17 protein-coding genes and 1 pseudogene are annotated in these 24,564 nt (G+C 68.5%); 9 read left to right on the top strand and 9 right to left on the bottom strand.

The window, feature by feature from the left end; genetic code table 11:
- Window positions 1–205 precede the first annotated feature (205 nt).
- From IE317_RS17420 to IE317_RS17395, 6 genes and pseudogenes are all read right to left on the bottom strand, one after another.
- Window positions 206–607 (bottom strand): IS110 family transposase, encoded by a 402-nt coding sequence (locus IE317_RS17420; protein ID WP_229902760.1) that lies wholly within the window; start codon window positions 605–607, stop codon window positions 206–208.
- 421 nt (window positions 608–1,028) lie between these two features.
- Window positions 1,029–2,279, bottom strand: a pseudogene (locus IE317_RS17415) (IS110 family transposase).
- A gap of 741 nt (window positions 2,280–3,020) precedes the next feature.
- A complete protein-coding gene (locus tag IE317_RS17410; RefSeq protein ID WP_191311270.1) occupies window positions 3,021–4,127 on the bottom strand; it encodes a hypothetical protein in 1,107 nt (368 codons plus the stop codon).
- Window positions 4,108–4,593: an SDR family NAD(P)-dependent oxidoreductase gene (locus IE317_RS45475; RefSeq protein WP_373309066.1), complete on the bottom strand. Its 486-nt coding sequence runs from the start codon at window positions 4,591–4,593 to the stop codon at window positions 4,108–4,110. Before IE317_RS45475 ends, IE317_RS17410 begins: the two co-directional genes overlap by 20 nt.
- 139 nt (window positions 4,594–4,732) lie before the next feature.
- Window positions 4,733–5,143: a hypothetical protein gene (locus IE317_RS17400; protein WP_229902758.1), complete on the bottom strand. Its 411-nt coding sequence runs from the start codon at window positions 5,141–5,143 to the stop codon at window positions 4,733–4,735.
- A 73-nt stretch (window positions 5,144–5,216) separates the two neighbouring features.
- Complete coding sequence (locus tag IE317_RS17395; protein WP_229902757.1) at window positions 5,217–11,546, bottom strand: PA14 domain-containing protein; 6,330 nt, start codon at window positions 11,544–11,546, stop codon at window positions 5,217–5,219.
- A 467-nt stretch (window positions 11,547–12,013) separates the two neighbouring features.
- Here IE317_RS17395 and IE317_RS44595 point away from each other — a divergent pair, with 467 nt between their 5' ends.
- Window positions 12,014–12,361 carry a hypothetical protein gene (locus tag IE317_RS44595; protein WP_229902756.1) on the top strand — a complete coding sequence of 116 codons (348 nt, stop codon included), beginning with the start codon at window positions 12,014–12,016 and terminating at the stop codon, window positions 12,359–12,361.
- Between the two features lie 54 nt (window positions 12,362–12,415).
- Here the strand turns inward: IE317_RS44595 and IE317_RS17385 are convergent, their stop codons facing one another.
- Window positions 12,416–13,111, bottom strand: coding sequence for a hypothetical protein (locus IE317_RS17385; RefSeq protein WP_191311264.1), 696 nt, complete (start codon window positions 13,109–13,111; stop codon window positions 12,416–12,418).
- A 697-nt stretch (window positions 13,112–13,808) separates the two neighbouring features.
- On the opposite strand from IE317_RS17385, the gene IE317_RS45470 reads away from it, so the two are divergent.
- The 3 genes from IE317_RS45470 (at window position 13,809) to IE317_RS17370 (ending at window position 16,665) form a co-directional block, all read left to right on the top strand.
- Entirely contained in the window at window positions 13,809–14,225 is a 417-nt protein-coding gene (locus IE317_RS45470; RefSeq protein WP_373309063.1) for a WhiB family transcriptional regulator, read from the top strand.
- Window positions 14,226–14,909: 684 nt separating this feature from the next.
- On the top strand, window positions 14,910–15,356 hold the full coding sequence (locus IE317_RS17375; protein ID WP_191311260.1) for a CBS domain-containing protein: 447 nt from the start codon (window positions 14,910–14,912) through the stop codon (window positions 15,354–15,356).
- A gap of 16 nt (window positions 15,357–15,372) precedes the next feature.
- Window positions 15,373–16,665 (top strand): SLC13 family permease, encoded by a 1,293-nt coding sequence (locus IE317_RS17370; protein WP_191311258.1) that lies wholly within the window; start codon window positions 15,373–15,375, stop codon window positions 16,663–16,665.
- 35 nt (window positions 16,666–16,700) lie between these two features.
- Here the strand turns inward: IE317_RS17370 and IE317_RS17365 are convergent, their stop codons facing one another.
- Window positions 16,701–20,591: a glycoside hydrolase family 2 TIM barrel-domain containing protein gene (locus tag IE317_RS17365; RefSeq protein WP_191311256.1), complete on the bottom strand. Its 3,891-nt coding sequence runs from the start codon at window positions 20,589–20,591 to the stop codon at window positions 16,701–16,703.
- A 212-nt stretch (window positions 20,592–20,803) separates the two neighbouring features.
- On the bottom strand, window positions 20,804–21,262 hold the full coding sequence (locus IE317_RS17360) for a hypothetical protein (RefSeq protein ID WP_191311254.1): 459 nt from the start codon (window positions 21,260–21,262) through the stop codon (window positions 20,804–20,806).
- Window positions 21,263–21,413: 151 nt separating this feature from the next.
- Between IE317_RS17360 and IE317_RS17355 the strand changes: the two genes are divergently transcribed.
- The 5 genes from IE317_RS17355 to IE317_RS17335 are packed head-to-tail and all read left to right on the top strand — an operon-like array spanning window position 21,414 to window position 24,555.
- Window positions 21,414–22,100 carry a response regulator transcription factor gene (locus IE317_RS17355; protein ID WP_308443399.1) on the top strand — a complete coding sequence of 229 codons (687 nt, stop codon included), beginning with the start codon at window positions 21,414–21,416 and terminating at the stop codon, window positions 22,098–22,100.
- Window positions 22,097–23,461 (top strand): sensor histidine kinase, encoded by a 1,365-nt coding sequence (locus tag IE317_RS17350; RefSeq protein WP_191311250.1) that lies wholly within the window; start codon window positions 22,097–22,099, stop codon window positions 23,459–23,461. The genes IE317_RS17355 and IE317_RS17350 overlap by 4 nt, the downstream gene beginning before the upstream one ends.
- On the top strand, window positions 23,458–23,658 hold the full coding sequence (locus IE317_RS17345; protein WP_191311248.1) for a hypothetical protein: 201 nt from the start codon (window positions 23,458–23,460) through the stop codon (window positions 23,656–23,658). The genes IE317_RS17350 and IE317_RS17345 overlap by 4 nt, the downstream gene beginning before the upstream one ends.
- A 4-nt stretch (window positions 23,659–23,662) precedes the next feature.
- Window positions 23,663–23,878 (top strand): hypothetical protein, encoded by a 216-nt coding sequence (locus IE317_RS17340; protein ID WP_191311246.1) that lies wholly within the window; start codon window positions 23,663–23,665, stop codon window positions 23,876–23,878.
- Entirely contained in the window at window positions 23,875–24,555 is a 681-nt protein-coding gene (locus IE317_RS17335) for a winged helix-turn-helix transcriptional regulator (protein ID WP_191311244.1), read from the top strand. Before IE317_RS17340 ends, IE317_RS17335 begins: the two co-directional genes overlap by 4 nt.
- Window positions 24,556–24,564 lie beyond the last annotated feature (9 nt).

Genomic DNA, 24,564 nt, shown 5'->3' with positions numbered 1-24,564 from the left:
CCCCCTCAGCTACTCCTTTTCGTCAGCGACCCAGGCCGCCGTCGGCGTGGGTGTCGGCTGCGCAGTCGCGGGGGACTCGCCCGTGTTGGCGACGCCGTGCAGGGGGACCTGGACGATAAGGATGTTGAAGATGTTGTCGCAGAACCCGACCGCGCCGTCGACGTTGTGCAATGCCTCGGTGCCGCCCAGGTTGAGCAGGCCGACGCTATCGTCGGAGGTGTAGCTGTCCGCGGCGGCGCGGATGGATCAGCTGTTCGCTGGCCAGTGCTTCGCGGGCAGCGCGCACCGCATCGAGGCTGTCGGTCTTGCGGCCGCCGCGCTGGACCGGGCGTTTCGGGCGGCAGACCTCGACGACGCGTTCGCCTTCGGTGTCCAGGAACGCGGCCAGGCCGGCGCCGTAGCTGCTGGCGCCTTCCAACGCCCAGCACCGGGCGCCAGGTACGTGTCGGCGGGTGAACTCGAGTAGTTCCCGGTAGCCGCGGGCATCGGCAGTGACGTCGGCGTGGGCGAGGACGGCGCCGATCGGGGTGACGACGGCCGCGGTCAGGGTGTCGCGGTGGGTGTCCACCCCGATGACTCCGTCGACCTGTTCTGCGAACATGGTCATGCGGTTGTGGTTCCTCTTCTCCAAGCGGGACAAGCCGTGTGCTCGGCGTCGGCATGGGTAGAGGTCACCCGTGTGGCAGAACTGTGACGAGTCACGCCGCGTGCGGCGGACGAGCTGCTATCAAGCCAATCAGGTGGGCCAGGCCGACGCCGACGCTCCGGCAGACATCTCGGGGGCACGGCAGATCAGCACGGTCGCCAGTTACCTTTCGAGTCATGCCGGAGCAGCCGGCGCCGAGCCTGACAGCAACCAGACCACGCCGGCCGCTGCCCCAGAATCACAGTTACCTTTAGTGGATCCTGATTAGGGAGCTGTGGTCGCCAGGCCCGGCATGACTTGCGCCCTCAGTCGAGCCCATGATCCGGGGGGGTGTCACCGGGCCTGGTGGCATCGATCGACCGCTGATAGACCTCCGATCTTGCTAACTGTCAAGCAGCGGCCTCCGTTGGCGTGCCGGGAGCGGGTCGAAAGCCTTAGCGGGGTCAAAGGCGTGGCCGGTCTGGAGGCAGTGGTGGAGCTGTCCGAGGAAGCGGTTGATCAGGTGCCGCAGGGCGGCGGCGTGCCGGTCACCGTGTGCTCGGCGGCGGTGGTAGTGGTCGCGTGGTGCGCCGGCTCGGCCGATGCTGGCGAAGGCCCAGACGAAGCCGGTGGCGTTGAGGCGGTCGTTCTTCACGGTCCGGCGGGTGATGGAGATGCTGCGGCCCGAAGCCCCGGTGACAGGTGCCGATCCGGCATAGGCCTTGAGGGAGCGGCGTCGGTGAAGCGTGCACGATCGTCGCCGATCTCGCCCAGGACGCGTGCGCCCGACAGGTCGGCCAGGCCCGGGAAGCTGGTGATGATCGCGTAGTCCGGGTGCTGCAGGGAACGCTGTGGTGGTGGATTCAGTGAGCTGGTCGGCGCTGGCGCACTCCGCGTTGAGGGTGGCCAGCGGCGCGAGGGCTTGGTGGCCGAACGCGTCCTCGACCAGCTGCGGTTGCCGCAGCTGCGGCTGGCGCAGATCGTCGAGGACCTGCCTGGCCAGGGCGTCGATGCCGCGCTGGCGACCCGCGTGGCGCAGCGCCGCGGCGATACGCACCTTGGTGATCTTCGCGGCGGCGGCGGGTGTCGGCGCTAGCGCCAGGATCGCGCGCGCTTCGGCACTCGCGAGGTTGGTGGCACCGCCTTTGGCGAACGCGGCGAGGAACCCGGGGTAGTACTCGCGCAGCACGGCGCGCAGTTCCTGCGTGGCGCGGGATCGCCGCCAGATGGCGTCCTGGGTGGCGCGGGACAGCACCGCGACGGCCTGGACCAGTTCACTGTCAGCGGGCAGTGGCCGATGCGCGTGGGCGTCGGTGCGCAGGATGTTCGCCAAGGTCATCGCATCGACGTGGTCGGACTTCTTCCGCTACAGGCAGTGTCGTTCGCGATAACGGGCCACCGCCATCGGGTTGATCGAGTAGACCCGCCTCCCGGTCTGGCGCAGGCCGGCGACCAGCAGACCGCGTGGGGTCTCGATCGCCACCGGGATCGGGTCGGTCGCGGTGTCACCGGCCTCGGCGAGCATGGCCAGCAACTCGGCGAAGCCCTCGGCCGAGTCGTCGATGCGGCGCTTAGCCACCAGAGCACCATCGGCGTCGACCAGGGCGACGTCGTGATGGTCCTCGGCCCAGTCGATCCCGCAGAACACCTTCACTCCCGTACTTTCCCCTCGGCTAGCTGTTTGCGCTGGTCAGAGACCCTGACGAGAACGCGCGGCGCCCTAATGACGAGGCTCTGCGGCCTGACCTCCGATTGAGCCGTTCGCGATCCCAGCGATCCGCGCGGGCACCGGTCTCAACAGAGAACTCGGGCGGTTCCCGGTCACTGAGGTGTCCTCCGCGCGAACGGGCTCGAACAACGAACAAGCTGCCCGATCAGGCGAACGAGTGGGACGCGGACACGTCGATCGCGCCGCTCTATCAGGAGGGCTCCAAGCCCAGGACACCCGAGACGTCCACCCGAACAGCTCCGGCCCCACCCGCCCGAACGAGCGACAGGCACCCCCGCCGCCGAATCAGACGGCCGGTCAAAGGCGCCCCATCAACTCGTTCGGTAGTCATTAGGGACACCCCCCACCCACCTCCTCCGCGGTCAGCAGCGCGTTCGGATCTGCCGGCGGCTCCGGCACGGTCGCGCGGACCGCAGCGGATCGCGGCCGGAATGTCATCGAGGTACTCCAGGCCCGTCTTCGCTGCCCTCTTTCTCCTTTTCTTTCAGCGGTCATCAGCCCTCGAACTCAAGGAGAGTGTCGCCACCACAAATATCTATCCATGACTACAGAAACGCGAGCAGTCGACGGTATCTCGAAACAGCGATGGCGCCGAGCGGAATCCTGAAGCAGATCAGGTAGCCGAGGCATGCGACACGGTGTCCACCATCGGGCGAGACCTATCCGTCAGCCCAGGATCAGAGGCGCGTACTTGTCCAGGATCACGATGGCCTTGCTCCAGGCGTCCCTGATGTCCTGAGGGACGTCCTTGCTCGGCTCGTTGAGCTCGTTCACGTGCCGTTTCAGCAGGTCCGACTCGGTCACTCTATACATGAAGCTTTCGGCGCAGAACTCCTCGAATCTTTGCGCCTGATACACCTTCCGCGCATCAGGCGTTCCGACGTAGCCCAGGTCGAGTCCGAACATATACCGCCCGTCATTCCGGCGCAGCACGGTCCAGGCGTCATGAAACACCCGACCGTCCTCGTTCAGGATGCGAAGGTCGGTGTTCATCAGCATCCGCTCGAATGAGGCATGCCCCATTTCGTGTAGCAACAAACGGAGGAAGACGCCCGGACTCGCCTCATCTGCCTCAGGTGAGAGATGCACCGTCTTGCTGTCGTGCACGTAAAGGCTGCCGAGATTACGAGCATCTGAGGAGCTGAAACTGATTTTGATTCCGGCTTTTTTCAGATAGTCGACGAATTTGGGATTCTTGTTCAGGAGCTCGTTGAATTTACGAATATTGCGAGCGGAGACAAGCCCAGCACGTGATGTCTTCAAATTTTTCGATTCCAGGTCGCCCCTGTGCTTCTCGTTTTCCAGCAGTCGCTCGACGATTCTGAGCAGGTTGTTATTCGACGAGATCTTGGACAGATCTTGCATGGAATAGGCATGGAGCATCTCCTTGATATTTTTGACGATAATTCCCGCGGCCCCTTTGTCGGGCACATTGTAGCGCCCAGGGTCGTCGATCATCGCCCCGATGACCATCCGCGCAAACTCGCCAAAAGCCTTGCCGCAATCGCGTTCGAGCGCAGTCGTGATCTGGTTCCGGTCTTCTTCCGGGACGTCCTCGTAGGCCGCCACCGGCTTGCCGCACCAGGACAGTACGCGCTGGACCGGGACGTCGCCAGGCCGACCCGCGTCAGCCTGTCGGGTGCGTACCAGGAGTCCCGACACGGCGCGGTTGCCCGCCGCCTGCTGCAGTCCGATGAGCCCTGGCAGCTGCCGTACCGGTGCGCTTCCCTGGCTGGCAGCGACCTCCGGGGAGCTACTCCTTTGGGTCCGCATGCAACTCCACGTTACAGAGGATGGACACCCAGTCACCATAGCCGAAGGGGCAGGGGAGCACGGCCGCTCGGCTGCCCCGACGGGCCACCACCAGGTGTTCAGATGCCCGGCCGGCGAGAAGTTGTACCTGGTCATCGGCAATTTCCCGCCGCACCGCTTCCCGGACGTCCGCAAGTGGGCCCCCGGCAACCAGGTCGAACTGCTGTTCCAGCCGACCTGCGGATCCTGGCTGAATACGGTCACCGCCGCGATCGCCGCCTACATCCGGTGGCGCGACATCCCCGTCCAGCCCAAGACCGGCCGCGGCGGTCATGGCGTCGATGACCCCGGCGTTGTTGACCAGCACGTCAATCCCGCCGTGCTGCTCGACGGCGACGGCCACGAGCCGGTCGACGACCTGCTGCTCACTCAGGTCGCCGACCGCCGCGGCAGCGGTGCCACCCGCGGCGGTGATCTCCTCGGCCACCGCTTGCGCGCCGGCGGCGTTGACGTCGGCGACCACGACGCGGGCGCTTCCGCGGCGAACTGCAGCGCCGCTGCCGGGCTGATGCTGGCCCGCCGCCGGTCATGATCACCATCGACAGTGAGGCCGGTCGCCTTGCTCCTCATTCCACCGGGACATAGTCACCGCCGGTCCTGGCCCCGACGAGATCGGCGTGCGTGGAGGCACTGGTCGTCAAGCGACCCTGGACGACGCGAACATAGGAGCCGTTCAAGGGAAAAACGAGTATGAACTTCGACCCGTCGTTTCCGCGCAGCATGACTCCCTTTCTCAGGTTGTCAAGGAATTCGATGATGTCACGCTCGATTTCCTCCGCGAATTCACGCTGCTCATCCTTCGATATGTCGTACAGGTCGGTGTCGAGGTCGTAGGTGGTGCGCTTGCCGGTCACCGGGTCACGCGCCTCGAACTCCAGGCCGAGCCAGCGCTGCGGCTCCACCGTCACGGTGGCCTGCCACGTCGACCCGCTCAGCCGCCACCTCGATAAGGCGCCGACCTCGTCGGTGACGACCACCGTCCACCCGGCGGTCGCCCGCAGTTCGCCGAGGAACGCGAGGAGCCGGTGCCCCGCTCCGGATGTCATGTGCTCACCACTTCTTGTAATGCGACTTGTGGAACCAGTTGAAGTCTATGCCGACCTTGCGCCATTCCAGGTGGACGTGGACGGGGTTCAGGGCCTTTCCGAGCCGGCCAAGCTTCTTGTAGTGCTTGGGCGCCGGGCCGAGTGACACGCGCCACCTCGACAGGTTGTTCGGCTTGCCGATCCGCACGTAGTTGTTTCCGTTGCGGAAGAACTTGGCCGTGGCCTTAGTGGCGATCGACGCGGACCTCTTGGCGGCCGAGGCGACCTTGCCGGCGGACTTCACCGCCGGGCCCACGAACTTCGCCGCCTTGCCGACGAACTTCGCCGCCTTGACGACGGCACCGCCCAGCCCGCCGGTGACCGCGCCGAACGCGTACATCGCGGCCGCGCCCCAGTTGCCCTGGATGGCGTTGCCGACCGCGGCGACCCCGCTGGCCACCGCGCCGATCGGGCCCGGGATCCAGGAGACCACCTCGGCGACCTTCGTGACCGCTGAGACGATCGAGCTGAACCACGAGTTGCCGTCGAGGTCCATCGCGTTGATCGGGTCGCCCGCGACGTAGTCGTAGTCGTTGGCGGAGCCGCCCTCGACCGGGTCGACCGAGAGGAACCGGCCCAGCAGCGGGCTGTAGGGCCGGGCGCCCATCTGGACCAGCGACAACGCCCCGGTGTGCTCGTAGGGCCGCTGGTACTGGCCGAGCCACCCGTAGTCCATCGAGCCGGGCGAGTTGTCCGGCACGTTCTGGGTGTCGACCGCGCCCGCGGTGGTCAGCGGCTGGCCGTACGGGTCGAACGTGCGCAGCTCACCGGCCTGGTGCCCGGCCGCATCGGTGGACAGCACCAGGTCGCCGCGGATCGACGGGTGGTCGAACGCCGGGGTGAACGCCCCGTCGGAACCGACCTTCGACGTGTAGAGCACCCCGCCCGGCAGCGTCAGCGAGAGCGTGGTCAGCCGGCCGCCCGTGCTCAGCGTGAGGTCCGCGCTGTCCCCGTCACCGGTGTAGCCGTAGCGCACGACGGTGTTGTTGTCGCAGTCGCGCGGGTCGCGCCGGACGATGCGGTTGGTCGCGTCACGCGTGTAGGCGATGTCCGCTGCTCCCGCCCCGGTGGTCTTCGCGCCGATGTTGCGGCCGGACCCGTCCCACGCCAGCGTCGTCGCGCTGCCGTCGGCCGCGGTCCACCCCGTGGTGTTGCCGTCGGTGTCGTAGCCGAACCCGGAGAGCGCGGTGGCGCCTTCGGTGGCCAGCAGCCGGTCGGCCGCGTCGTAGCAGTACCGGGTTTCGGCGGTGCCGGCCGCGGTTTCGTCCAGCAGCCGCATCCGGTTGGTGTTCAGCCCGGCGTTCGCCTGGGTGCCCGCCGGGCACGTCGCCGAAGCGCTCGAGGTGAAGTCGTAGGTGTAGTGGTGCCCGGCCACGTAGGCCTCGGTCAGCCGGCCGACGCCGTCGTAGACGTAGTTCGGCGCGTTCGGACGGGCGTCGGTACCGGCGAGGGACTCGTCGACGATCGTCCCCGCCGACGTGCGCCCGACCTTCGAGACGATGTCCTTGCCGTCACTGGTCTTCCACCCCAAGGACAGCAGCCGGGCGCCGTTGTCCTTGGTGACCGACGCCAGCGACGTGCCGTTGCCGTAGGTGACCGAGCCGAGCTCGCCGCCGTTGTCGTAGCCGACCGTCGCGAGAACCTGACCGTCCAGCTTCTGGGTGAGGACCCGGCCGGCGTCGTCGTAGGTGAACGACACCGTGCGCGGCGGGTCCGCCGGGTCCGGTGGCGTCACCGTCGACGACGTCACCCGGCCGACCTGGTCGTAGCTCGTGCCGGTGCGCACGCCGTTGACGTCGGTGTAGCCGACCACCCGGCCGAGCAGGTCGACGACCGTGGTCACGGTGCCCTTGTCGTCGCTGAGCGACGTCGTGAGCGGGTCGCCGCCGACCGCGTAGTCGTGCGTCACAGTCCGGGCCGGAGCGTCCTTGGTCGCGGGCACCTTCTCCTGCAGCGGCCGGTCACGGCTGTCGTAGGTGGTGCACGTCCAGTCGCCACCGGAGGACTCGGCGACGCCCCGCCCGGAGGCGTCGTAAACCTGCTCGTCGACCCGGGCCGGGCCCGCGGCGGGCGCGGGAGACGTGATCAGCTTCGGCAAGCCGCCCTGGTTGACCGCGGCACTGCCGGGCGCGCACGGGTTGACGCGGCTTTCGGTGTCGCCGTAGTAGGCATAAGTTGTCTTCGCGCCGGACGGCATCGTCTTGGCGGTCTTGCGCAGGTAACCCGCGCCCGGCGGCTCGTACGACACCGAACCCGCGACCTTCAGCCCGTTGGGGCTGGCCAGTCCGGACGTCGCCAGCCCGTAGACCGGGTCGAGGCCGTTCTCGCCGAACTTGGTGGTGGCCGTCTTGTCTGCGACCCCGTCGGACTCCGAGGCCGTCGTCGACGTCTTCAGCCCGTAGCGCGGCCGCAGCTGCGTGCCGGGCACCGGCTGCTGGGTGCCGGACGGGGTCGTCCAGTGCAACTCCAGCTGCGCGGTGAGATCGAATTCGTAGTAGTCGATGCGGATCCGCTTGGCCTGGCCGGCACTGTCGGCGTGCACGACGGCCTGGCGCCACTTCGGCGTGGTGTTGATCCAGTCGTCGATGACCAGCTGGTCGTCGATCCAGACCCGCACGCCGTCGTCGGCGAGCAGCCTCAGGGTGTAGTCCCCAGCCGCAGGGAAGACGATGTCACCGGCGGCGCGGAGCGAGAAGTGATCCGCGGGGAGGCCGGTGCCCGGTGCGTCGCTGTTCCAGTTCTTCACGAACGAGCCGTCGGCGGTGCCGAGGCCGGTGGTGTAGGTCTTCGGCGCGCCCGACAGCTTGTCGTTGTCATACCACGAGACGGCCAGGCCGTTGACGCCCTCGTCGTAGCCGTTGTGGCCGTGCGCCATGCCCCCGGAACACGTCCCGTTCGGCAGCTGACCGGTGAAACAGGATGCGGGTGCCGGTCCGTAGGAGTCGACCGGGCGGTCGGCGTAGTCGTACACCGTCGTGGATTTGCGGCCCGCCGGGTCGGTCGTGGACAGCGAGAGGTCCTTGGGCCCCCACTCCTGTGTCGACACGCGGCCCGCGCTGTCCGTTGTGGACAGTGTGCGGTCGGCGTCGTCGTAAGTGACCTTGCCGGAGAACCCGACCGCGGGCGAGAGCCCCGCGGTGTCCACATAGGTCGTGCGGTTGACCGGGTCGTAGCGGTAGCCGGTGCCTTCACGGGGCTTGCCGACCGCGGCGACCGCCAAGCTGACGTTGGTCGCCTTGGGCTTGGCACCGGTGTCGTAGGTCACGACGGTGGTGAGATCGCCTTCGTTGGCCTTCCGGTTGGCCGGGTCGGCGGCGATCCAGTCGTTCGCGAGGCTCGACCGGGCGCCGGTGAGCAGTCCGGCGGAGTTGTAGCCGTAGTCGGTGATCTCCGAACCCGGGTCCTCGATCCGGCCCAGCCGGCTGCCGACGTACCAGAGCCGGGTCTCGGTGCCGTCCCAGTAGCTGATCCGGCACAGCATCTGCGACGGCGCCAGCGCCTGGGCGCCGGGCGGCGGGGTGACGCCGCCGTAGCAGTCGTCTCCGGCGCGGTTGTAGTGCAGGACGTGAGACCGCCCGGAGACCGGGTCCTTGATCTCGCGCAGCCTCGACGGCGCACCGTCGTAGACGTACTGCAGTGCCGCGGGTTTCCGGGCATCGGTGCTCGCGGACTGGCTTTCGAGCCTTCCGTCGGCGCGGAAGACGAACACCTCACCGCCGTCGGTCAACGTGACCTTGCCGGCCACATCGAGCGCCAGAACGCCGTCCTCGTCCTGCGGCGGCGTGTAGCCACCGGTGCTCTTCTTGGTCCAGGTGTGCTTGGCGCCGGAGGCGTCGGTGAGCACGATGTTCTGATCGGTAACCTTGGCTTCGGTGTAGCTCGACCCGTCGCCGTCCAGGTCGGCCGACAGCGTCCAGCCCTGCGGCAGCACCGGCAAGTCGGAGGTGTAGAGCCAGTCGGCGGGGACGATCTGCGGGGCGACGGTGGTGTTGTCGGTGGTGCGGACGAACAGCCGCATTTTCGCCGCGCCCGTCGCCTCCGCGTTCTCGACCTTGATCGGAATCCGCTGCCCGGCGGTCAGGGAGACGCCGGTGGCCTGGGTCCAGTTCAGGTCACTGGCGTTGTTGACCTCGTAGACCTTGGCGCCGTTGATCCACACGGTGCCGCCGTCGTCGTGCACCCCGGCGAACTGGTACGTCCCGGTCACCGGGGCCTGGAAGAACCCTTCCCAGCGGGCGACGAACCAGTCCGCGGGCAACGCCGGCGCGAACGGCGAGTCGGTGCCCCAGTCGACGTTGACCTGCGGCTCGGTCCGCACCAGCACCGGCTGCTGCGCGTCGTTGATGATGCCGTTGTGCGAGAGGTCGGCGAAGTAGGACGCCTTGAGGCCCTTGTTCTCCACCTGCTGAGAGTTGTAGGTGAAGCTCACGCCGGCGCTGCCGCCGACGGTCAGGGACGACGGGGCCTGCTCACTCGTGGAGACGTTGCCGTTGGCCAGGTTCACCGTCACCGGACCGGCCTCGTCGGTCGGCGCCGGACCGTGGTCGCCGATCCGTTGGTCGATCTTGAGGTGCCCGATCCACGTCGGGGTGATCGTCGTGGCGCCGCTGTAGGTCATCGCCTGCCACGTGTAGGCGACGCCGTCCTGCAGGATCCCGGCCGGGACCGTCCACGTCGGCGTCGTCAGGCAGCCCGATTCGACCACGACACCGGACTTCGCGTCCGCGCCGGTGGCGATGCGGAAGCAGTACTTGACCTGCTCACCGTCCGGGTCGGTGACCGGGTTGACCGACAGCGTCGGGGTCAGCGACGTCGACACCGTGCCGTCGGCCGGGGCCACCAGCGTGGTCGCCGGAGCCGGGGAACCGGTGTCGACCGTCAGCGTGGCGTTGAGGTTCTTGTATGTCCAGGTGCCGGGGTTCTCGGCGCCGATCATCATGAAGAAGACCGAGCCGTCGCGGGCGTTGACGCGGTCGCGGATGAACCCGGTCAGGCCTTCGCCGACGAAGCTGCCGACGTCGCCGACCAGCGCGCTGGTCATGTAGCCGCCGACGCCGTTGAAGTTGAACGCCGACGCGTGGTACAGGTTCGCGTTCCACGTCTTGAGCGAGCCGACCACGCTGGTGTTGCGGGTCAGGTCCATCCGCGCGCCGACCACGGTCTTGCCGAACAGGGGCGAGTAGTCCATGTGGAAGACGCTGCGGTTGTAGGTGTCGCCGTTGGCCTGGCTGTTGCCGATCCGCAGACCGCAGGCGTCGCAGACGGTGCCGTCGGAACGGTAGGAGTGCGACTCGGTGACGCCGTAGGTGAAGGTCGGATCGACGAACACCGGGTACACGCGCTTGGGGTCGCGCAACCAGTTCGGGTCGACCGCGACGGTCAGCCACCAGTCCGCGCCGGCCTTGTCGAGGGTGTAGACACCGCCGGTCATCGCCGGGGCGGTGTCGCCGTGGCCCGCGGAGTCCCAGGTCTCGATCGGCGGCAGCACGATCTTCGCCGCGCCCGCTTTGTCGGCCAGGGTGACGGAGCCGTTCTTCTCCAGCTTCGGCGTCAGGTCACCGGTGGTGAGCTTGAACTTCCACGACGAGCGGCCGTCGGCCGGCGGGCGCTTGAGCTTGATCGTCTCCTTCACCGCGCCCGGCGTGACCTCGTAGTCCAGGTCCGTCCCGGCCGCGACCTCCGGGTAGGTGACCGAATCACCCTTCACCGCGGCGGTCGCCGGAGCGGCCTGGTCGAGGGCCAGGCCGGCGGTGTGGCCGCCGGATTCGACCTGCAGCACCGCGCCGTCGTCGGCCTTGGTGGCCAGCGACGGGCTCAGCGGGTGGTTGTCGGCGTCGGCGCGCTTGGTCGCCGGGTCGGTGGCCAGGGTGGTCTGGACCGGCTGCCACTGGCCCTTCTCGTCCTGGACGTTCAGCGGCTGGTTCGACTGCCGCACCGAATGCGTGCCGTCGGGGTTGGCGTATTCGGTGACGAACATCGACCGCGACACCGGCGTCGACCGTTGTGGATCGAAGTGCGTTCCCGCGCCGCCGTCCAACCGGCTCGACGCGGCGAAATCCGCCTTCGACGGCGCCTGCGGCACGACGGGAGCCGGCGCGGCCGACGACAGCAGCCCGACGTCGCGCGGATCGATCGGCTTCGGCCCGGCCGGCGGAGTCGCGACGGCTTCGGCACTGCCGACGAGCAGCGTCATCGTCAGGGCGAGCACGATCGCTCTGACCCAGCGGACCAGATGGACAGGACGCGACAACCGCAGCACGGCCAGTTCCTCCCCCGGCGACCCGGCATCCGCCACGGCCACCCCCAATGGCCCGCGGAGCACGACTGCCGCCGCGGGATACTGCCGGGCACTCCGCGCACGTCGTGCCCGGGTCGCCCCAGGTTCGGGAATTCTCGTCCCTCGCCCGCACCCTGCATCGGCGGAACCTCACACCGTCGTTACACCGCCGAGTGAGATGAAGCACACAGTTGCCGGCCGGTGACTGATCCGGTATTAGCCCTGGTCACCGCCCTCTGCCGACGAGGGCTCACCGGCTACGATCACTGCCGGTCCGCCGTCGCCGGACCTCATGCAGCCTTTCGGCACGAGACCCATGCCTCAAATCGCGCTCGACGCCCCGGACGTCACCGCACCCGATCCCGGGCACGACCACGAAGGCCCGCGCCCTTCCGCGCCTCGGCTCGGCGTCGCGCGCTGTGGGTCTTCGCCGCCGTTCCGGCGCGCTGGCGCTTGTGGCCGCGTTGCGTGCGCCGAAGATGCACGTGCTGCTCGACTACTGGCACATCTTCGCCAAGATCACCGACGACAACAACAATCTCCTGCTCGGCCAGGTCTTCACCTACCACCTCGACCAGCCGTTCGCCGTGCCGTCACTACTCTTCTACGCCGACGCCACATGGTTCGGCGCCGGCGTCGGTGTTCCGACACAAGAAGACAAAGCCGGGGATGCCTCGACGGCCACCGGCCTCAAGAACGGGACTGGCTCGTCCGGCCGCGGCAGCTCCTTATGCGGGATCAGCGGGGGGGCAACGGCATCTTTCTCAGTGTCGGATCGATTCCTGCCGAACAGCGCCATGGTCTTCTCCCAGGTGACGGCTGACTTCCCTTGACAATCAGCATATTTGCCGTCACCGCTTGGACATACAGGCAGCATGGCGCTTGACTTACCTTGACTTTGAACTGGTCGACCTCGGGGCAACCTTGGCGATTCGTTCTGGCTTCACCGTCAGGTACTCGGCCCCTCGAGTCCACACGTGGTACGACCAAGGCACGTTTAGCACCACTTCGTGGTACGGAAGGAACTCGATGCGAGCCGTCCGGAGCCGTTCCAGCGTTGGACTGTCGACCCGTTCCGCTGCCAGCGCGACCGCCAGGTTCTTTTCGGCCTCAGCCCATGAACCCGAGCCGAGATAGAGCAGAGTGACCGGCAAGGCCAGTCCGGCCAGCCACCAAGGACTCAATCTTAGGCTAAAAACGACCGCGAGTGCGGCCAGCGGCAGGAACATGCCTACACGGAAGGAGCCTTCGGCGTTCAGCCGGTCATACTCGCCGTAGAGTTGCTCCTCCTTGCCGAGAAGACGGGGCCCGAGGTAGTCCAAATCCTCCTTGACTGAATCCACGTAGCCGTCGAGTCGCGCGATTGTGCTCAGCAAATTCCATCGCGACAGATAGTCGTCCGTAGCGCCGCGCCGAAGTTCGTCTACTCGCGCGTTGCCCAGGACCCGGGGCAGCCGGCCCCCGTAGCGCTGCGTCTCGCCCTTCAGAACGCTGACATGGTGGACCACCGCTTCCCGGAAATCCTCGTCTTCGAGGAATCGGGCGCAGAGTTTGTTCACCGCTGCGTCGCGGAGCGCGTCCATCACCCGACGCCGACCGCGGAAGCTAGGTTCCAGCCGCGAAACGAGCGATCGATCCGAGCGGCGAAGAATCGGCGTTAGGGTGGTGTCGAGCGCGTGACCCCCAGCGACATAATCCCAAGCAGGTAGGCGGCCGGTGTGGCTGCTGCGAGAAGCGCCGGCTTACCCGCTCATGCCCCGAGGTCGCGCAAGTCCCGGTACGCACCCGCGGCATCTCCGGGGTCGGGTAGCGTCGGCCGAAGAGCGATCCACAAAGTGACAAGCTCGCCAGCATGACCCTCCGTCTCCATGCCCCTACCAAATATGAAAGATTCAACCGATTCCATGCCGCATTGGCACCGAAAGCTGCCAGGCGCATAGAAGTCGAATATTTACCGAACTTGGGAGTCCCTTGTAACCGCGCCGACCTCGCGGCGGTAGATAAGCAACGTAAACTCCGTTCAGGGGCCGACGAGCGTCCTCCCCCCGGGTTGATCGACATCAGCGGGAGCGAATAATGGAAACCAGTCGTCTAAGGACGAAGGGCTGACCCCGGCCCAGCGATCCATTCGAGCACGTATCGCCGCACACACATCCTGGTCCCGCACCGAAGACCGGACAGAGCGAACGGCACCAGCACGCCGAGCCGCGCTGGCGAAATTCGAGCGCTTGGTTGACCCCGACGGCGTCCTAGATGAAGTGACCCGGAGGCAGCGCGCAGATGCCGCGAAGAGAGCGCACTTTCAACGCTTGGCGCTGCTCAGCTCCCGTGCACGCCGCAGGGGAACCAACAACTGACACGCCCTATGGACGACAACGAGGCCCAGTGGCATCGACTGGCACTCCACCCGATCCAGAGCAACTTGCATGCTGTCGCGCCGTCTGCGCCGGCTGCGAAGTCCGAGAACCTCGCCTGGCGTCAGCCCTGACCCATCACGATCCATGGGGACTATGGGGAGGGCTATCCCCGGACGAACGTGAGCAGATAGCGGGAACTGATGCTGTCCGTATCCTGCCGTCTCACGGAACCAATCCCCGGTACAGCAAGCACCGCTGTAGATGCACCTTGTGCCGCATCGCCCACTCAGCTTATGAACGTAACCGTCGACACCAGTCACGGCTCCGGCAGCAGAAGTAGCGTCCACCGGCCGAAAGTCACTTTACTAAACGGAGTCGAGCGGTGTCAGAACAGCCATTCAACTAGACTTCAAAACCTGATATGCTATGCTCCTACTTGAACTGGAAAAACACCGGTGAGCACAGCGTTCGGGCCCCAGATACTGGGGGTCAAGGGGTCGCAGGTTCAAATCCAGTCAGCCCGACCGGACAGCGGGTTTCCGCAGCTCACAGCTGCGGGGGGCCCGCTTTTTGCTGTGGTCGTGGGTGTCGTTCCGGTCCAGCACAGCGCTCGGTGACACCGCGCAAGCGCGAAACCCGCATTCGCGCCCAGCTGCTCGACGTAGTGGCCCCAGATGCATTGCCCGGCATTTCAGCCCGGCCGGGCGGAACCGAGCCGTCCGGGGCCGCCGCGAGACGTGCGGCCGGCACGCTCTGGGCAGAGCTCTCCAGCGTCTCGCCCGAGGTCTCGCTGCACGGCCATCAACGGGCAACCTCGCCGGCCGTCCGGCGATCCGTGCCGCACGTCGTCGAGCTCGCTCGTGCGATGACGCGGTCGGCGGTTTGCTTCGCGTGGATCTTTGCGGCATCTTGGCGCGTGGAGTGGTTCGAACCGCCGGACACCCTGTCCACCGGGCGTCAAGAAACCGACAGGAGGACCGGCTGGTGCGCCACGAACCACGCCGCAGGGTCGTACGCTGGGCGGATGCATGCTGTGGAGATGGCCGAGGAGTACCCGGTCGTCGACCTGGACTCCGATGCCCTGGACGCGGCGCGGATGCTGGCCGAGCGCCGGCTGCCGGGCATCGTCGTGACCGACGCCGCGGGGTGCCCGCAGTCGATCCTGCCCGCGTCGCAGGTTGTGCAGTTCCTGGTGCCCAGCTACGTACGCGACGACCCGTCCCTGGCCGGGGTGCTGGACGAGTCCATGGCCGACCGCGTCGCGGACAAGCTGAGCGGCAAGACCGTCCGCACGCTGCTGCCCGAGAAGCCCTCGGAGCTGCCGCGGGTGCAGGCCGACGACACGATCGTGGAGGTCGCGGCCATCATGGCGCGCCTGCGCTGCCCGCTGGTCGCCGTCATGGAGGACAAGCGGCTGCTCGGCGTGATCTCCGCGTCCCGGCTGCTGGAACTGGCCCTCACCCCCCGCTGACCGCGACGGCGGTGCGATGAGCACCGTCCTCGCCATCGCGGTGTTCGTCATCGCCTACGTCTTCATCGCCACCGAGAAGCTGCCGAAGACCGCCGTCGCCCTCGCCGGCGCCGGGATCGTGCTGGCGTTCGGGGTGACCGACTCGGCGGACGCGTTCTACTCCCACGACACCGGCATCGACTGGGACGTCATCTTCCTGCTGTTCGGGATGATGGTCATCGTCAGCGTGCTGCGCCGCACCGGCGTGTTCGAGTACGTCGCCATCTGGGCGGCCAAGCGCGCCAAGGGCTCGCCGCTGCGGATCATGGTCCTGCTGGTCGTCATCACGGCGGTCGCGTCGGCGTTCCTGGACAACGTCACGACCGTGCTGCTGATCGCGCCGGTCACCCTCCTGGTCTGCGACCGGCTCGACATCTGGCCCACGCCGTTCCTCATCGCCGAAGTGCTGGCCTCGAACATCGGCGGCGCCGCCACCCTGATCGGTGACCCGCCGAACATCATCATCGGCAGCCGCGCGGGCCTGTCGTTCAACGACTTCCTGCTCAACATGACCCCGATCGTCGCGATCGAGCTGGTCGCGTTCACCCTCGCGCTGCGCTGGGTGTTCCGCGGCTCGTTCGCCGTCGACCCGGCACGCGCCGCGTCGGTCATGCGGCTCAACGAACGCGAAGCGATCCGCGACCCCCGCCTGCTGCTCAAGTGCGGTGTCGTGCTGCTCGCGGTGTTCGCCGCCTTCGTCGGCCACTCGCTGATCCACGTCGAGCCGTCGGTCGTCGCGCTGCTGGGTGCCGGGGTGCTGGTGCTGCTCTCCCGGGTGGAACCGCGGGACTACCTGGCCGGCGTCGAATGGGAGACGCTGCTGTTCTTCGCCGGGCTGTTCGTCATGATCGGCGCACTGGTCAAGACCGGCGTCATCGGCAGACTGGCCGAGCTGGCCGCGCAGGCGACGGGCGGGAACGCGCTGGTCGCGGTGATGCTCATCCTCGGGGTGTCGGCGCTGCTGTCCGGGGTGATCGACAACATCCCGTACGTGGCCACGATGAGCCCGCTGGTGCTGGCGCTGACCCAGGACATCCCGGATCCGGCGCACTCGGAGGCCCTGTGGTGGTCGCTGGCCCTGGGCGCGGACTTCGGCGGCAACATGACCGCGATCGGCGCCAGCGCCAACGTGGTGATGCTGGGCATGGCGGCCCGGGCGGGCAGCCCGATCTCGTTCTGGGAGTTCACCCGCAAGGGCGCGCAGGTCACGCTGCTGACGGTGCTGATCGCCGCGCCGTACCTGTGGCTGCGCTACTTCGTCTTAGGCTGAGGCGGTGGAGCGAAAGCTCCCTGCACCCGGGCTTCTCACGATGACGCGGTCGGCATCCGGGACAGCTCCATGGCCTGGTCGCGCCGCAGGAGCGGGCGCAGCCGGTAGGTGTAGTGGTAGTCCCGGTTCGCGAACAGCTTGTACTCGTCGTGCGTCTGCGCGCCCCAGCTGTCGTCGCCGCCGACGCCCATCTGGCGGTGGTTCAGCCTGAGCACGACGTCCGGGCGCGGCGTCAGCTGGTAGTCGTGCAGTGCGCCGCTCGAGAGGTCCTCCGGGGTGAAGTGCGACGCGTTGACCTCCAGCAGTGGCTCCCCGCTCGCGAGCAGCCCCACCCCGCGCTTGTTGGTCAGCGCGATCCACCGCACGTCGGTCTTGTTGCCGTTCTCCTGCGGCCGGATGTAGCCCGTCCACTGCCGCGCCACCGTCGAGGAGTACACGCCCACGTCGGACCCGGTGTTGCGGTCCCAGTGGTTCTCCTCCGGCCCGCGGCCGTAGTAGTCCAGCGTGTCGAATTCCCCCGGCACGAACAGGATCGTGCCGACTTCGGGCAGGTACGGCAGGCCGGACGCGCCGGGGTGCACCGACTGGTCCACCTTGATCTCGCCGTGGCCGAACACCGTGTACGTGGTGGTGTACGCCGAGGGCACCGAAGTCGGCAGGGTGCCGCGGACCGTCACGACCACCGCCCGGCCGGGCGTCACGGTGACGTCCGTGACCTGCCGGTCGGCGCCGGCGTAGCGCCAGGTGGCGACGCGGTTCGGGTGGCCGTTGCCGATGTCGTTGTCGGTCGGCGCCCGCCAGAAGTTCGGGATCGGCCCGGCGGTGACGAGCCGGACGCCGTGGGCTTCGTAGGCCGTGATGAGCCCGGTGTCCTTGGCGATCGAGACGCTGAACCCGGCGCCGGTGATCTCGACGCTCGGGTCGGTCTGGCGCACGGTGGCGGCCGGTACCCGGGCGAGCGGCACCTGCGGCACGGCGGGGCTGCCGAAGTCCACCGGCAACTGCTGCTTCGCCACCTCGAACCCGGGTTCGGCCCAGATCGTGGGTTTCCTGGTGGTGAAGGAGAACTGGAGGAAGTACTCGCCCGCCGGCCGGACCGGACGGCGCAGCGGCACGGTGATCGTCCGGCTCGAGCGCGGCGGGACGTCGAGCTGGGCGCCGGTGAGCCGGCCGCGCTGGACGACCTTGCCGTCGTTCACCAGCGCCCAGGTGCCGTCGTGGGCATTGACGTTGGTGAAGAGGTTTTCGTTGGTGATCGTCACCTGCCCGGTCGGCAGGCCGGCGCCGGCGGAGACGTTGATCGCCTGGTAGACGTGCTTGACCTCGACGGCCTTCCCGCTGATCCGGCGGTCGGCGGTGACGATGCCGTTGGCGCAGAAGTTGCCGTCGTTGGGGTTGTCGCCCCAGTCGCCGCCGTAGGAGAGGTAGGTCCGCTCGGCGGGCTGCTTTTCGGCGTAAGCCGCGGTGGCGGCGTCGAACCAGAACCGGACGGCCGGGTCCTGCGGGGCCCGGTCGGCGGCGAGTTCGTCCGTGGTGAGTGCCCGCGCGTAGACCCGGGCGGCCCGGATGTGGCCGCCGAACACCCGCTCGGGGTTCTCGTAGTCGGTGCCGAGCGCGAGCTGGGCGGTGGTGCTGTCCGGGACGCGGTCGGTGGTCGTCCGGGCCACGGCTGTGCCGTCGATGTGGAGCGTCAGCGTCTTCGCGTCGTGGTCGAGGACGCCGGCGACGTGGTGTTCCCGGCCCACCCAGTCCGCGGGCAGCGGTGCGGTGGCCGAAATCCAGCCGCCGGAGTACACGAAGAACTCGAGGTTGCCTTCGCTCTGCTTGAGCGAGTACTGGTGGTCGCCCTTGGCGATGATCGGCTGGTGGCCGCCGACGGCGCCCGCGGTGACCCACGCTTCGAGCGTCAGCGACCCGGTCAGGTCGACGCTGCGCGCGGGCGGGAAGACCGCGGCGCCGGCCAGGCCGTGCCCGGCGTCGAACGTCGCGGCCGGCGCGAGTTCCGCGGTGAGGGCGGCGGGACCGGACTCGGTGAGCAGCTTGCGCTTCGGTGTGGGCCAGTACAGCCCCTGGTCGACGAAGTCCCAGATGAACCCGCCCTGCAGCACCGGGTGCGCGCGGATGACGTCCCAGAACTCCTTGAAGTTCCCGGTGGAGTTCCCCATCGAGTGGGCGTACTCGATCATGACGTAGGGCCGGGTGTCGGCCGTGTCGAGTGCCCGCTTCTCGAGCGCGGCCGGGGTCGGGTACATCTGCGAACGGATGTCGCTGATGCCCGGCCGGTCGTCGCCCTCGTACTGGATCACGCGGGTCGTGTCGCAGGACCGGATCCAGTCGTACATCGCGGTGAAGTTGCCGCCCGAGCCCGCCTCGTTGCCGAGCGACCAGATGACGACGCTCGGGTGGTTCTTGTCGCGGTGCACCATCGCCTTGGCCCGGGCGAGGACGGCATCGGTCCAGTCCGGGTTCGAGCCGGGGAAGCGATCCCGGACGCCGTGGGTCTCCAGGTTGGCCTCGTCGACGAGGTAGAGCCCGTACTCGTCGGCCAGGTCGTACCAGACGGGATCGTTGGGGTAGTGGGACGTGCGGACGGCGTTGATGTTGAGCCGCTTGATCAGCCGGATGTCCTCGACGAGGTCGGCGCGGGTGAGCGCGCCGCCGCGGGCCGGGTGGGCCTCGTGCCGGTTCGTGCCGCGCAGGCTGACCGGCTGCCCGTTGATCCGCATCAGCCCGCCGGTGAGCGCGAACTCCCGGAACCCGACCCGGGCGGACAGCGTCTCGATGGCCCTTCCGGCGGGATCGCGCAGGACGAGCACCGCGGTGTAGAGGTTCGGCTGTTCCGCCGACCAGAGCTTCGGCGCGCGAACGCTTTGCGCGGCCTGGACGGTGACGTCCTGCCCGGCCGGTACCGAGCCCAGCCCGACCTGCTGCCGCAGCGGCTGTGGCCACACGGGCCGGCGGTCGGCGTCGTACAGCTGGGTTTCGACGGTGTAGGTGCGGTTGTCCGCGATCCCGTAGGTGCGGACGCTCGCGGTGACGGCGAGGTCGGCGTTCGTGTAGCCGTCGCGGAGTTTCGGGTCGAGCCGGAAGTCGCGCAGGTGCACCGCCGGCGTGGAGAACAGGTAAACGGACCGGAAGATGCCGGACAGCCGGATCATGTCCTGGTCTTCCAGCCAGTCGCCGTCCGGGAACCGGTAGACCTCCACGGCGAGCTGGTTGGTCCCCGGCCGCAGGTGGTCGGTGATGTCGAACTCCCCCGGCGTCCGCGAGTCCTCCCGGTAGCCCAGCAGCGTGCCGTTGACCCACACGTAGAACGCCGACTTCACGCCCTCGAAGTGCAGGAACGTCCGTCGGCCGGACCACCCGGCGGGGACCTGGAAGGTCCGCCGGTACTGGCCGACGGGGTTGAACTTCGTCGGCGCGAACGGCGGTTGCGCGTTTTCGTTCTGCCCGTTGGCACCCCACCAGGGGTAGGTGATGTTGACGTAGATCGGGAAGTCGTAGCCGTGCAGCTGCCAGTTCGACGGAACCGGGATGGTGGCCCAGGAGCTGTCGTCGACGTTTTCGCGGTAGAACTCCGGGTCCCGCGCGTCGGGCCGCTCGGCGTGCCGGAACTTCCAATCGCCGTCGAGGCTCTGCCGGTAGGGCGAGCGGGTCCGGTCGCCGGCCAGCGCCTGCCCGAGGTCGGCGTACGGCATGAGCGTGGCGTGCGGTGGCTCGCTGCCGATGTCGAAGATGCCGATGTTGTTGTTCCACTCGGGAAACCCGTTGGGCGGCGCGGTCCAGTCGCGGGTGGCGGCCGCGGCCGGGCAGGCCAGCGACGAGAGCGTCGCCGGCAGGGCGAGCGTGCTCAGCAAGGCGGCTCCGCCACCCAGGAAGGTGCGGCGGCTGAGGGCGCGCCGGTACTCGGACGGCTGCTGCGACATCGTGAACCACCCCGTTCTTCGACGCGCAGAACGTTACCTATCCACCAAGCGAAGTCAACAGTCTTACGCATAGTTCAACGGACAGAATGTTGAGTTCTGTTGATCGGTGGTTGATCACCTGGATGGCGGAGTGACGACCAGTCGCCACACCGGTATCCGGGCACAGCTGTCCCCCAGGACTGCACGGACTCGGGGAACGCCGCATCCTGCGGTCAGGCGCGCGGCTGCATCGGTGCCGAGGCACGCCGGTCCGCGTGTTCCGCGGCTGCCGAGTGCCGGCGGGCTGCCGCCTCGTCGCCGGCCGCGCTCGCCGACTGGGCCGCAGCGCGTTCGTGGTGGGCTTCCGCTCGGCGGATCGCCGCGAACGACTCCTCCACCAACCGTGTCCACTGTGGAGTGTGACGCGGGTGTCGCCGTGCTTCGCCACGGGCTTCGGCGGCCGCGGCGAGTTCCTGATACGCCATCGCGTGGCACGAGGCGACTTCCGCGAGCACGCGTTGCGCCTTGCCCCGGTTCCGGCCGTCGGGTTCGGTGCCGGTCTCCAGCTCGGCCGCCAGGTTGCGGTGCGCCCCCGCGACTTCCCGGACCCGTTCCGCGTCCAGGCGCAACCGCCTGACTTCCGGGAGCACCCAGGTTCCGGAGGTCTCCTTCACCGCGAAGTCGGTTCTCATGTCGTGCTCACCGTCCTTCTTCCTCGTTGGGGTTCCACCCTGACACGGGAAGCGGAGGTTTCAACTGACGACTGCCTTACGATCGCCCTGTCCAGTGACCTCACGCCGGCACAACAGTTCGTCAGCGCAACAGTTTGTTACTGCTAGAGTTCTGCAGGTGCCCACGCGTGTTCTGCTCGTCGAGGACGACGCCATGATCAGCGAAGCGCTGAGCCTCGCGCTGGCCGACGAGGACTTCGACGTCCTCGCGGCCGCCACCGGCGAGGACGGCCTTGATCTGCTGGACTCCACCGCTGTCGACGTGGTGCTGCTCGACCTGATGCTGCCGGGCATCGACGGGCTCACCGTCTGCCGGTCCGTGCGCGAGCGCGGCGACCTGCCGATCATCGTGATCACCGCCCGCACCGACACCCAGGACGTGATCGCGGGGCTCGAGGCCGGCGCCGACGACTACGTCACCAAACCACTGGTGGCGGGCGAGCTCGCGGCCCGGATTCGTGCCCTCCTGCGCCGGGCCGCGCCGGCACGTCCGGCCGGCTTCAGCCTCGGCGGGCTCGAGATCCGGCCCGACGAGGAAGCCGTCCACCGCGACGGCGTCCCCGTGCACCTCACGCGCACCGAGTTCCGCCTGCTGACCGAACTCGCCGCGGCCGAAGGCAAGGTCGTCACCCGCGAGCAGCTGCTGCAGCGCGTGTGGGGCCACGACTACTTCGGCGACACCCGGTTGCTCGACGTCCACATCAGACGGCTGCGCCGCAAGGTCGAACCCGACCCCGACTCCCCCAGCCTGGTGCTCACCGTCCGCGGCAGCGGCTACCGCATCGCCCCCGAGCCGTGATCCGCCGGCTGTCCCTGCGCTGGCGCGTCGCCGCCGCGTTCGGAATCGGCCTGGCACTGGTGATGACCGTGCTCGCGGTGGCCACCTGGAACCTCACCACCGGCTACATGCTCGACCAGCGCGAGCAGAGCGTCACCCGCCAGTCCGAGGTCAACGTCCGCCTCGTCGACGCCGCACTGGCCGATGACTCGGAGGGCCTCGAAGAGCTGCTCACCGGACTGGCCACCGGCCCGGATTCGTCGGTCCTGCTGTCCCGGCCGTCCGGATGGCTCACGAGCGGCCGCGCGATCGATCCCGCGGCCGTGCCCGACGCCCTGGTCGACCGGGCCCACCACGGCGTGGCGGCGCGACAGCGGTTCAACGCCGACGGGATCCCCGTGCTCGGCGTCGCGACGCCGGTCGGCCGCGACGGCAGCATCTACGTGGAACTCTATCCGCTCGTGGAACTGGACCGCGCGTTCCGCTACCTCAGCACGCTGCTCATCACCGGTACCGTCGTCGCCGCGCTCTTCGGCGTCGGCCTCGGCGCTTGGGCCGCCCGCCGGGCGCTCCGCCCGCTCACCGCGCTCAACGCAGCGGCGTCACGCGTCGCGCGGGGCGACCTCTCGGCCCGCCTCCCCGATCAGGCCGACCCCGACCTGGCCCCGCTGGCCGCGAGCTTCAACACGACCGCCGGGCAGCTCGAGCAACGCGTCCGCCGGGACGCGCGGTTCGCCTCCGACGTCAGCCACGAACTGCGCTCACCGTTGACGACGATGGTGAACGTCAGCGAAGTGCTCGGACGTCGGCAGGACGCCATGCCGGAACCGGCGCAGCGAGCACTGCGGCTGCTGCGCTCGGAACTGCGGCGGTTCCAGCGGATGGTGGTCGACCTGCTGGAGATCTCGCGCGCCGACCAGGACGAGGCCGGCGGCGCCGTCGAACTGGTCGACCTCGGCGAGCTCGTCCGCAACGTCGTCGACAGCCGCCCGCCGTCCGACGTCCGGCTCGAGATCGACGCCGACCCGCCTCTCGTCTCGGCGGATCGCCGCCGGATCGATCGCGTGGTGGCCAACCTGCTCGACAACGCCGACCACTACGGCGGCGGCGCGGTCGCGGTCACCGTCCGCCGACGCGGCGACCGCGCCCGCATCGAAGTCGACGACGCCGGCAGCGGCGTCCCGCCCGCACTGCGCGAACGCATCTTCGAACGCTTCGCCCGCGGCCTGCACGCCGCCCGCCGCGACCAGGACACCGGCAGCGGTCTCGGCCTGGCCATCGTCGCCGACCACGTCCACCGCCACGACGGCCACGTCTGGGTCGAGGACCGGCCCGGCGGCGGCGCCCGCTTCGTCGTCGAACTCCCGGAGGCCACGACGTGAAACCCGCCCTCGCGCTGCTGACCCTGCTGTGCGTCACGAGCTGTGGTGTCACCACGGAAGACGAGCCGGAGCCGATCACCACCCCGGTGCTCACGGCGACCCCGACGGTGACGAGCAGGCCCGCCCCGCCGTCGCCGTGCCCGCCCGAATCGTCAGCCAGTCGTCAGGTGCAGCCCACGCCGGCGCCCGCACAATGAGGACATGACCGTCGAAACCTCCCAGGCCGACGACATCACCGCCGAGGTCGACAGCTGGCTCACCGGCGAGTTCGCTTCCTTGCTGCCGGCGGCCGACATCACCGCGATCGTCCGGTCGGCCCGCAGTGATCTCGAAGGCCAGATCGTGCCCGAAGCCATGGGCGAGATGCTGCACCGGCTGGCCCGGTTCCGCGTCCTGCGCACCCTCGAGCGTTCGTGACCGCCTATCGACAGCACTGCCCGGTGGCCACCGCAGCCGAGGTGCTCGATCCATCGTGGACACTCCTCATCGTCCGTGAACTCCTGCACGGCAGCAGCCGCACCGGCGAGATCGCCGAAGGCGTGCCCGGCATGTCCACCGCGTTGCTGGCGCGGCGTCTCAAGCAGCTCGCCGACGCCGGGGTGGTGACCCGGCTGCCGGCCACCGGCGAAGTCCGCTACGCACTGACCCCCGCCGGCCGCGACCTCGCCCCGGTGGTCGAGCACCTCGGGTACTGGGGCCGCCGCTGGATGCCACCACCGCGCAGCGGGAACCTGGAACCGCGCCTGCTCCTCCTGGACATCTGCCGGGGCATCGACGCGGCCCGGCTCCCCCGCGAACGCATCGCGCTGCACCTGCGGTTCAGCGAGGTGCCCCCGCCGCGCTGGTGGTGGCTGGTCCTCTCGCCCGCAGGAGCTTCTTCGACCGAGAACGACCCCCGGCTGCCGACCGTGGCCCGCATCGACTGCACGGTCTCCGCTCTCGCGGGCGTGTGGCTGGGGCACCGGACGTGGCAAGAAGCACTCGCCGATCGGGCCATCAGGTTCGACGGCACTCGCGAGGCCGTCCGGAAGACGATCGGCTGGCTCGGCCGCAACCGGTTCACCGATCCGCCGAAGTCTTTCCCCACCAATTGAATGATTCCG

The organism is Amycolatopsis bullii, assembly GCF_014654205.1.
In the GTDB taxonomy this organism is placed as follows: Bacteria; Actinomycetota; Actinomycetes; order Mycobacteriales; family Pseudonocardiaceae; genus Amycolatopsis; species Amycolatopsis plumensis.
Note: the sequence above shows the minus strand (reverse complement) of the source record. Positions and strands in the feature narration are given on the sequence as shown.

Coding starts and splice junctions, on each gene's coding strand:
- IE317_RS17420 (WP_229902760.1), bottom strand. CDS start 607: ATGACCATGTTCGCAGAACAGGTCGACGGAGTCATCGGGGTGGACACC.
- IE317_RS17410 (WP_191311270.1), bottom strand. CDS start 4,127: ATGCGGACCCAAAGGAGTAGCTCCCCGGAGGTCGCTGCCAGCCAGGGA.
- IE317_RS17385 (WP_191311264.1), bottom strand. CDS start 13,111: ATGGACGCGCTCCGCGACGCAGCGGTGAACAAACTCTGCGCCCGATTC.
- IE317_RS45470 (WP_373309063.1), top strand. CDS start 13,809: ATGCCGCGAAGAGAGCGCACTTTCAACGCTTGGCGCTGCTCAGCTCCC.
- IE317_RS17375 (WP_191311260.1), top strand. CDS start 14,910: ATGCATGCTGTGGAGATGGCCGAGGAGTACCCGGTCGTCGACCTGGAC.
- IE317_RS17370 (WP_191311258.1), top strand. CDS start 15,373: ATGAGCACCGTCCTCGCCATCGCGGTGTTCGTCATCGCCTACGTCTTC.
- IE317_RS17365 (WP_191311256.1), bottom strand. CDS start 20,591: ATGTCGCAGCAGCCGTCCGAGTACCGGCGCGCCCTCAGCCGCCGCACC.
- IE317_RS17360 (WP_191311254.1), bottom strand. CDS start 21,262: ATGAGAACCGACTTCGCGGTGAAGGAGACCTCCGGAACCTGGGTGCTC.
- IE317_RS17340 (WP_191311246.1), top strand. CDS start 23,663: ATGACCGTCGAAACCTCCCAGGCCGACGACATCACCGCCGAGGTCGAC.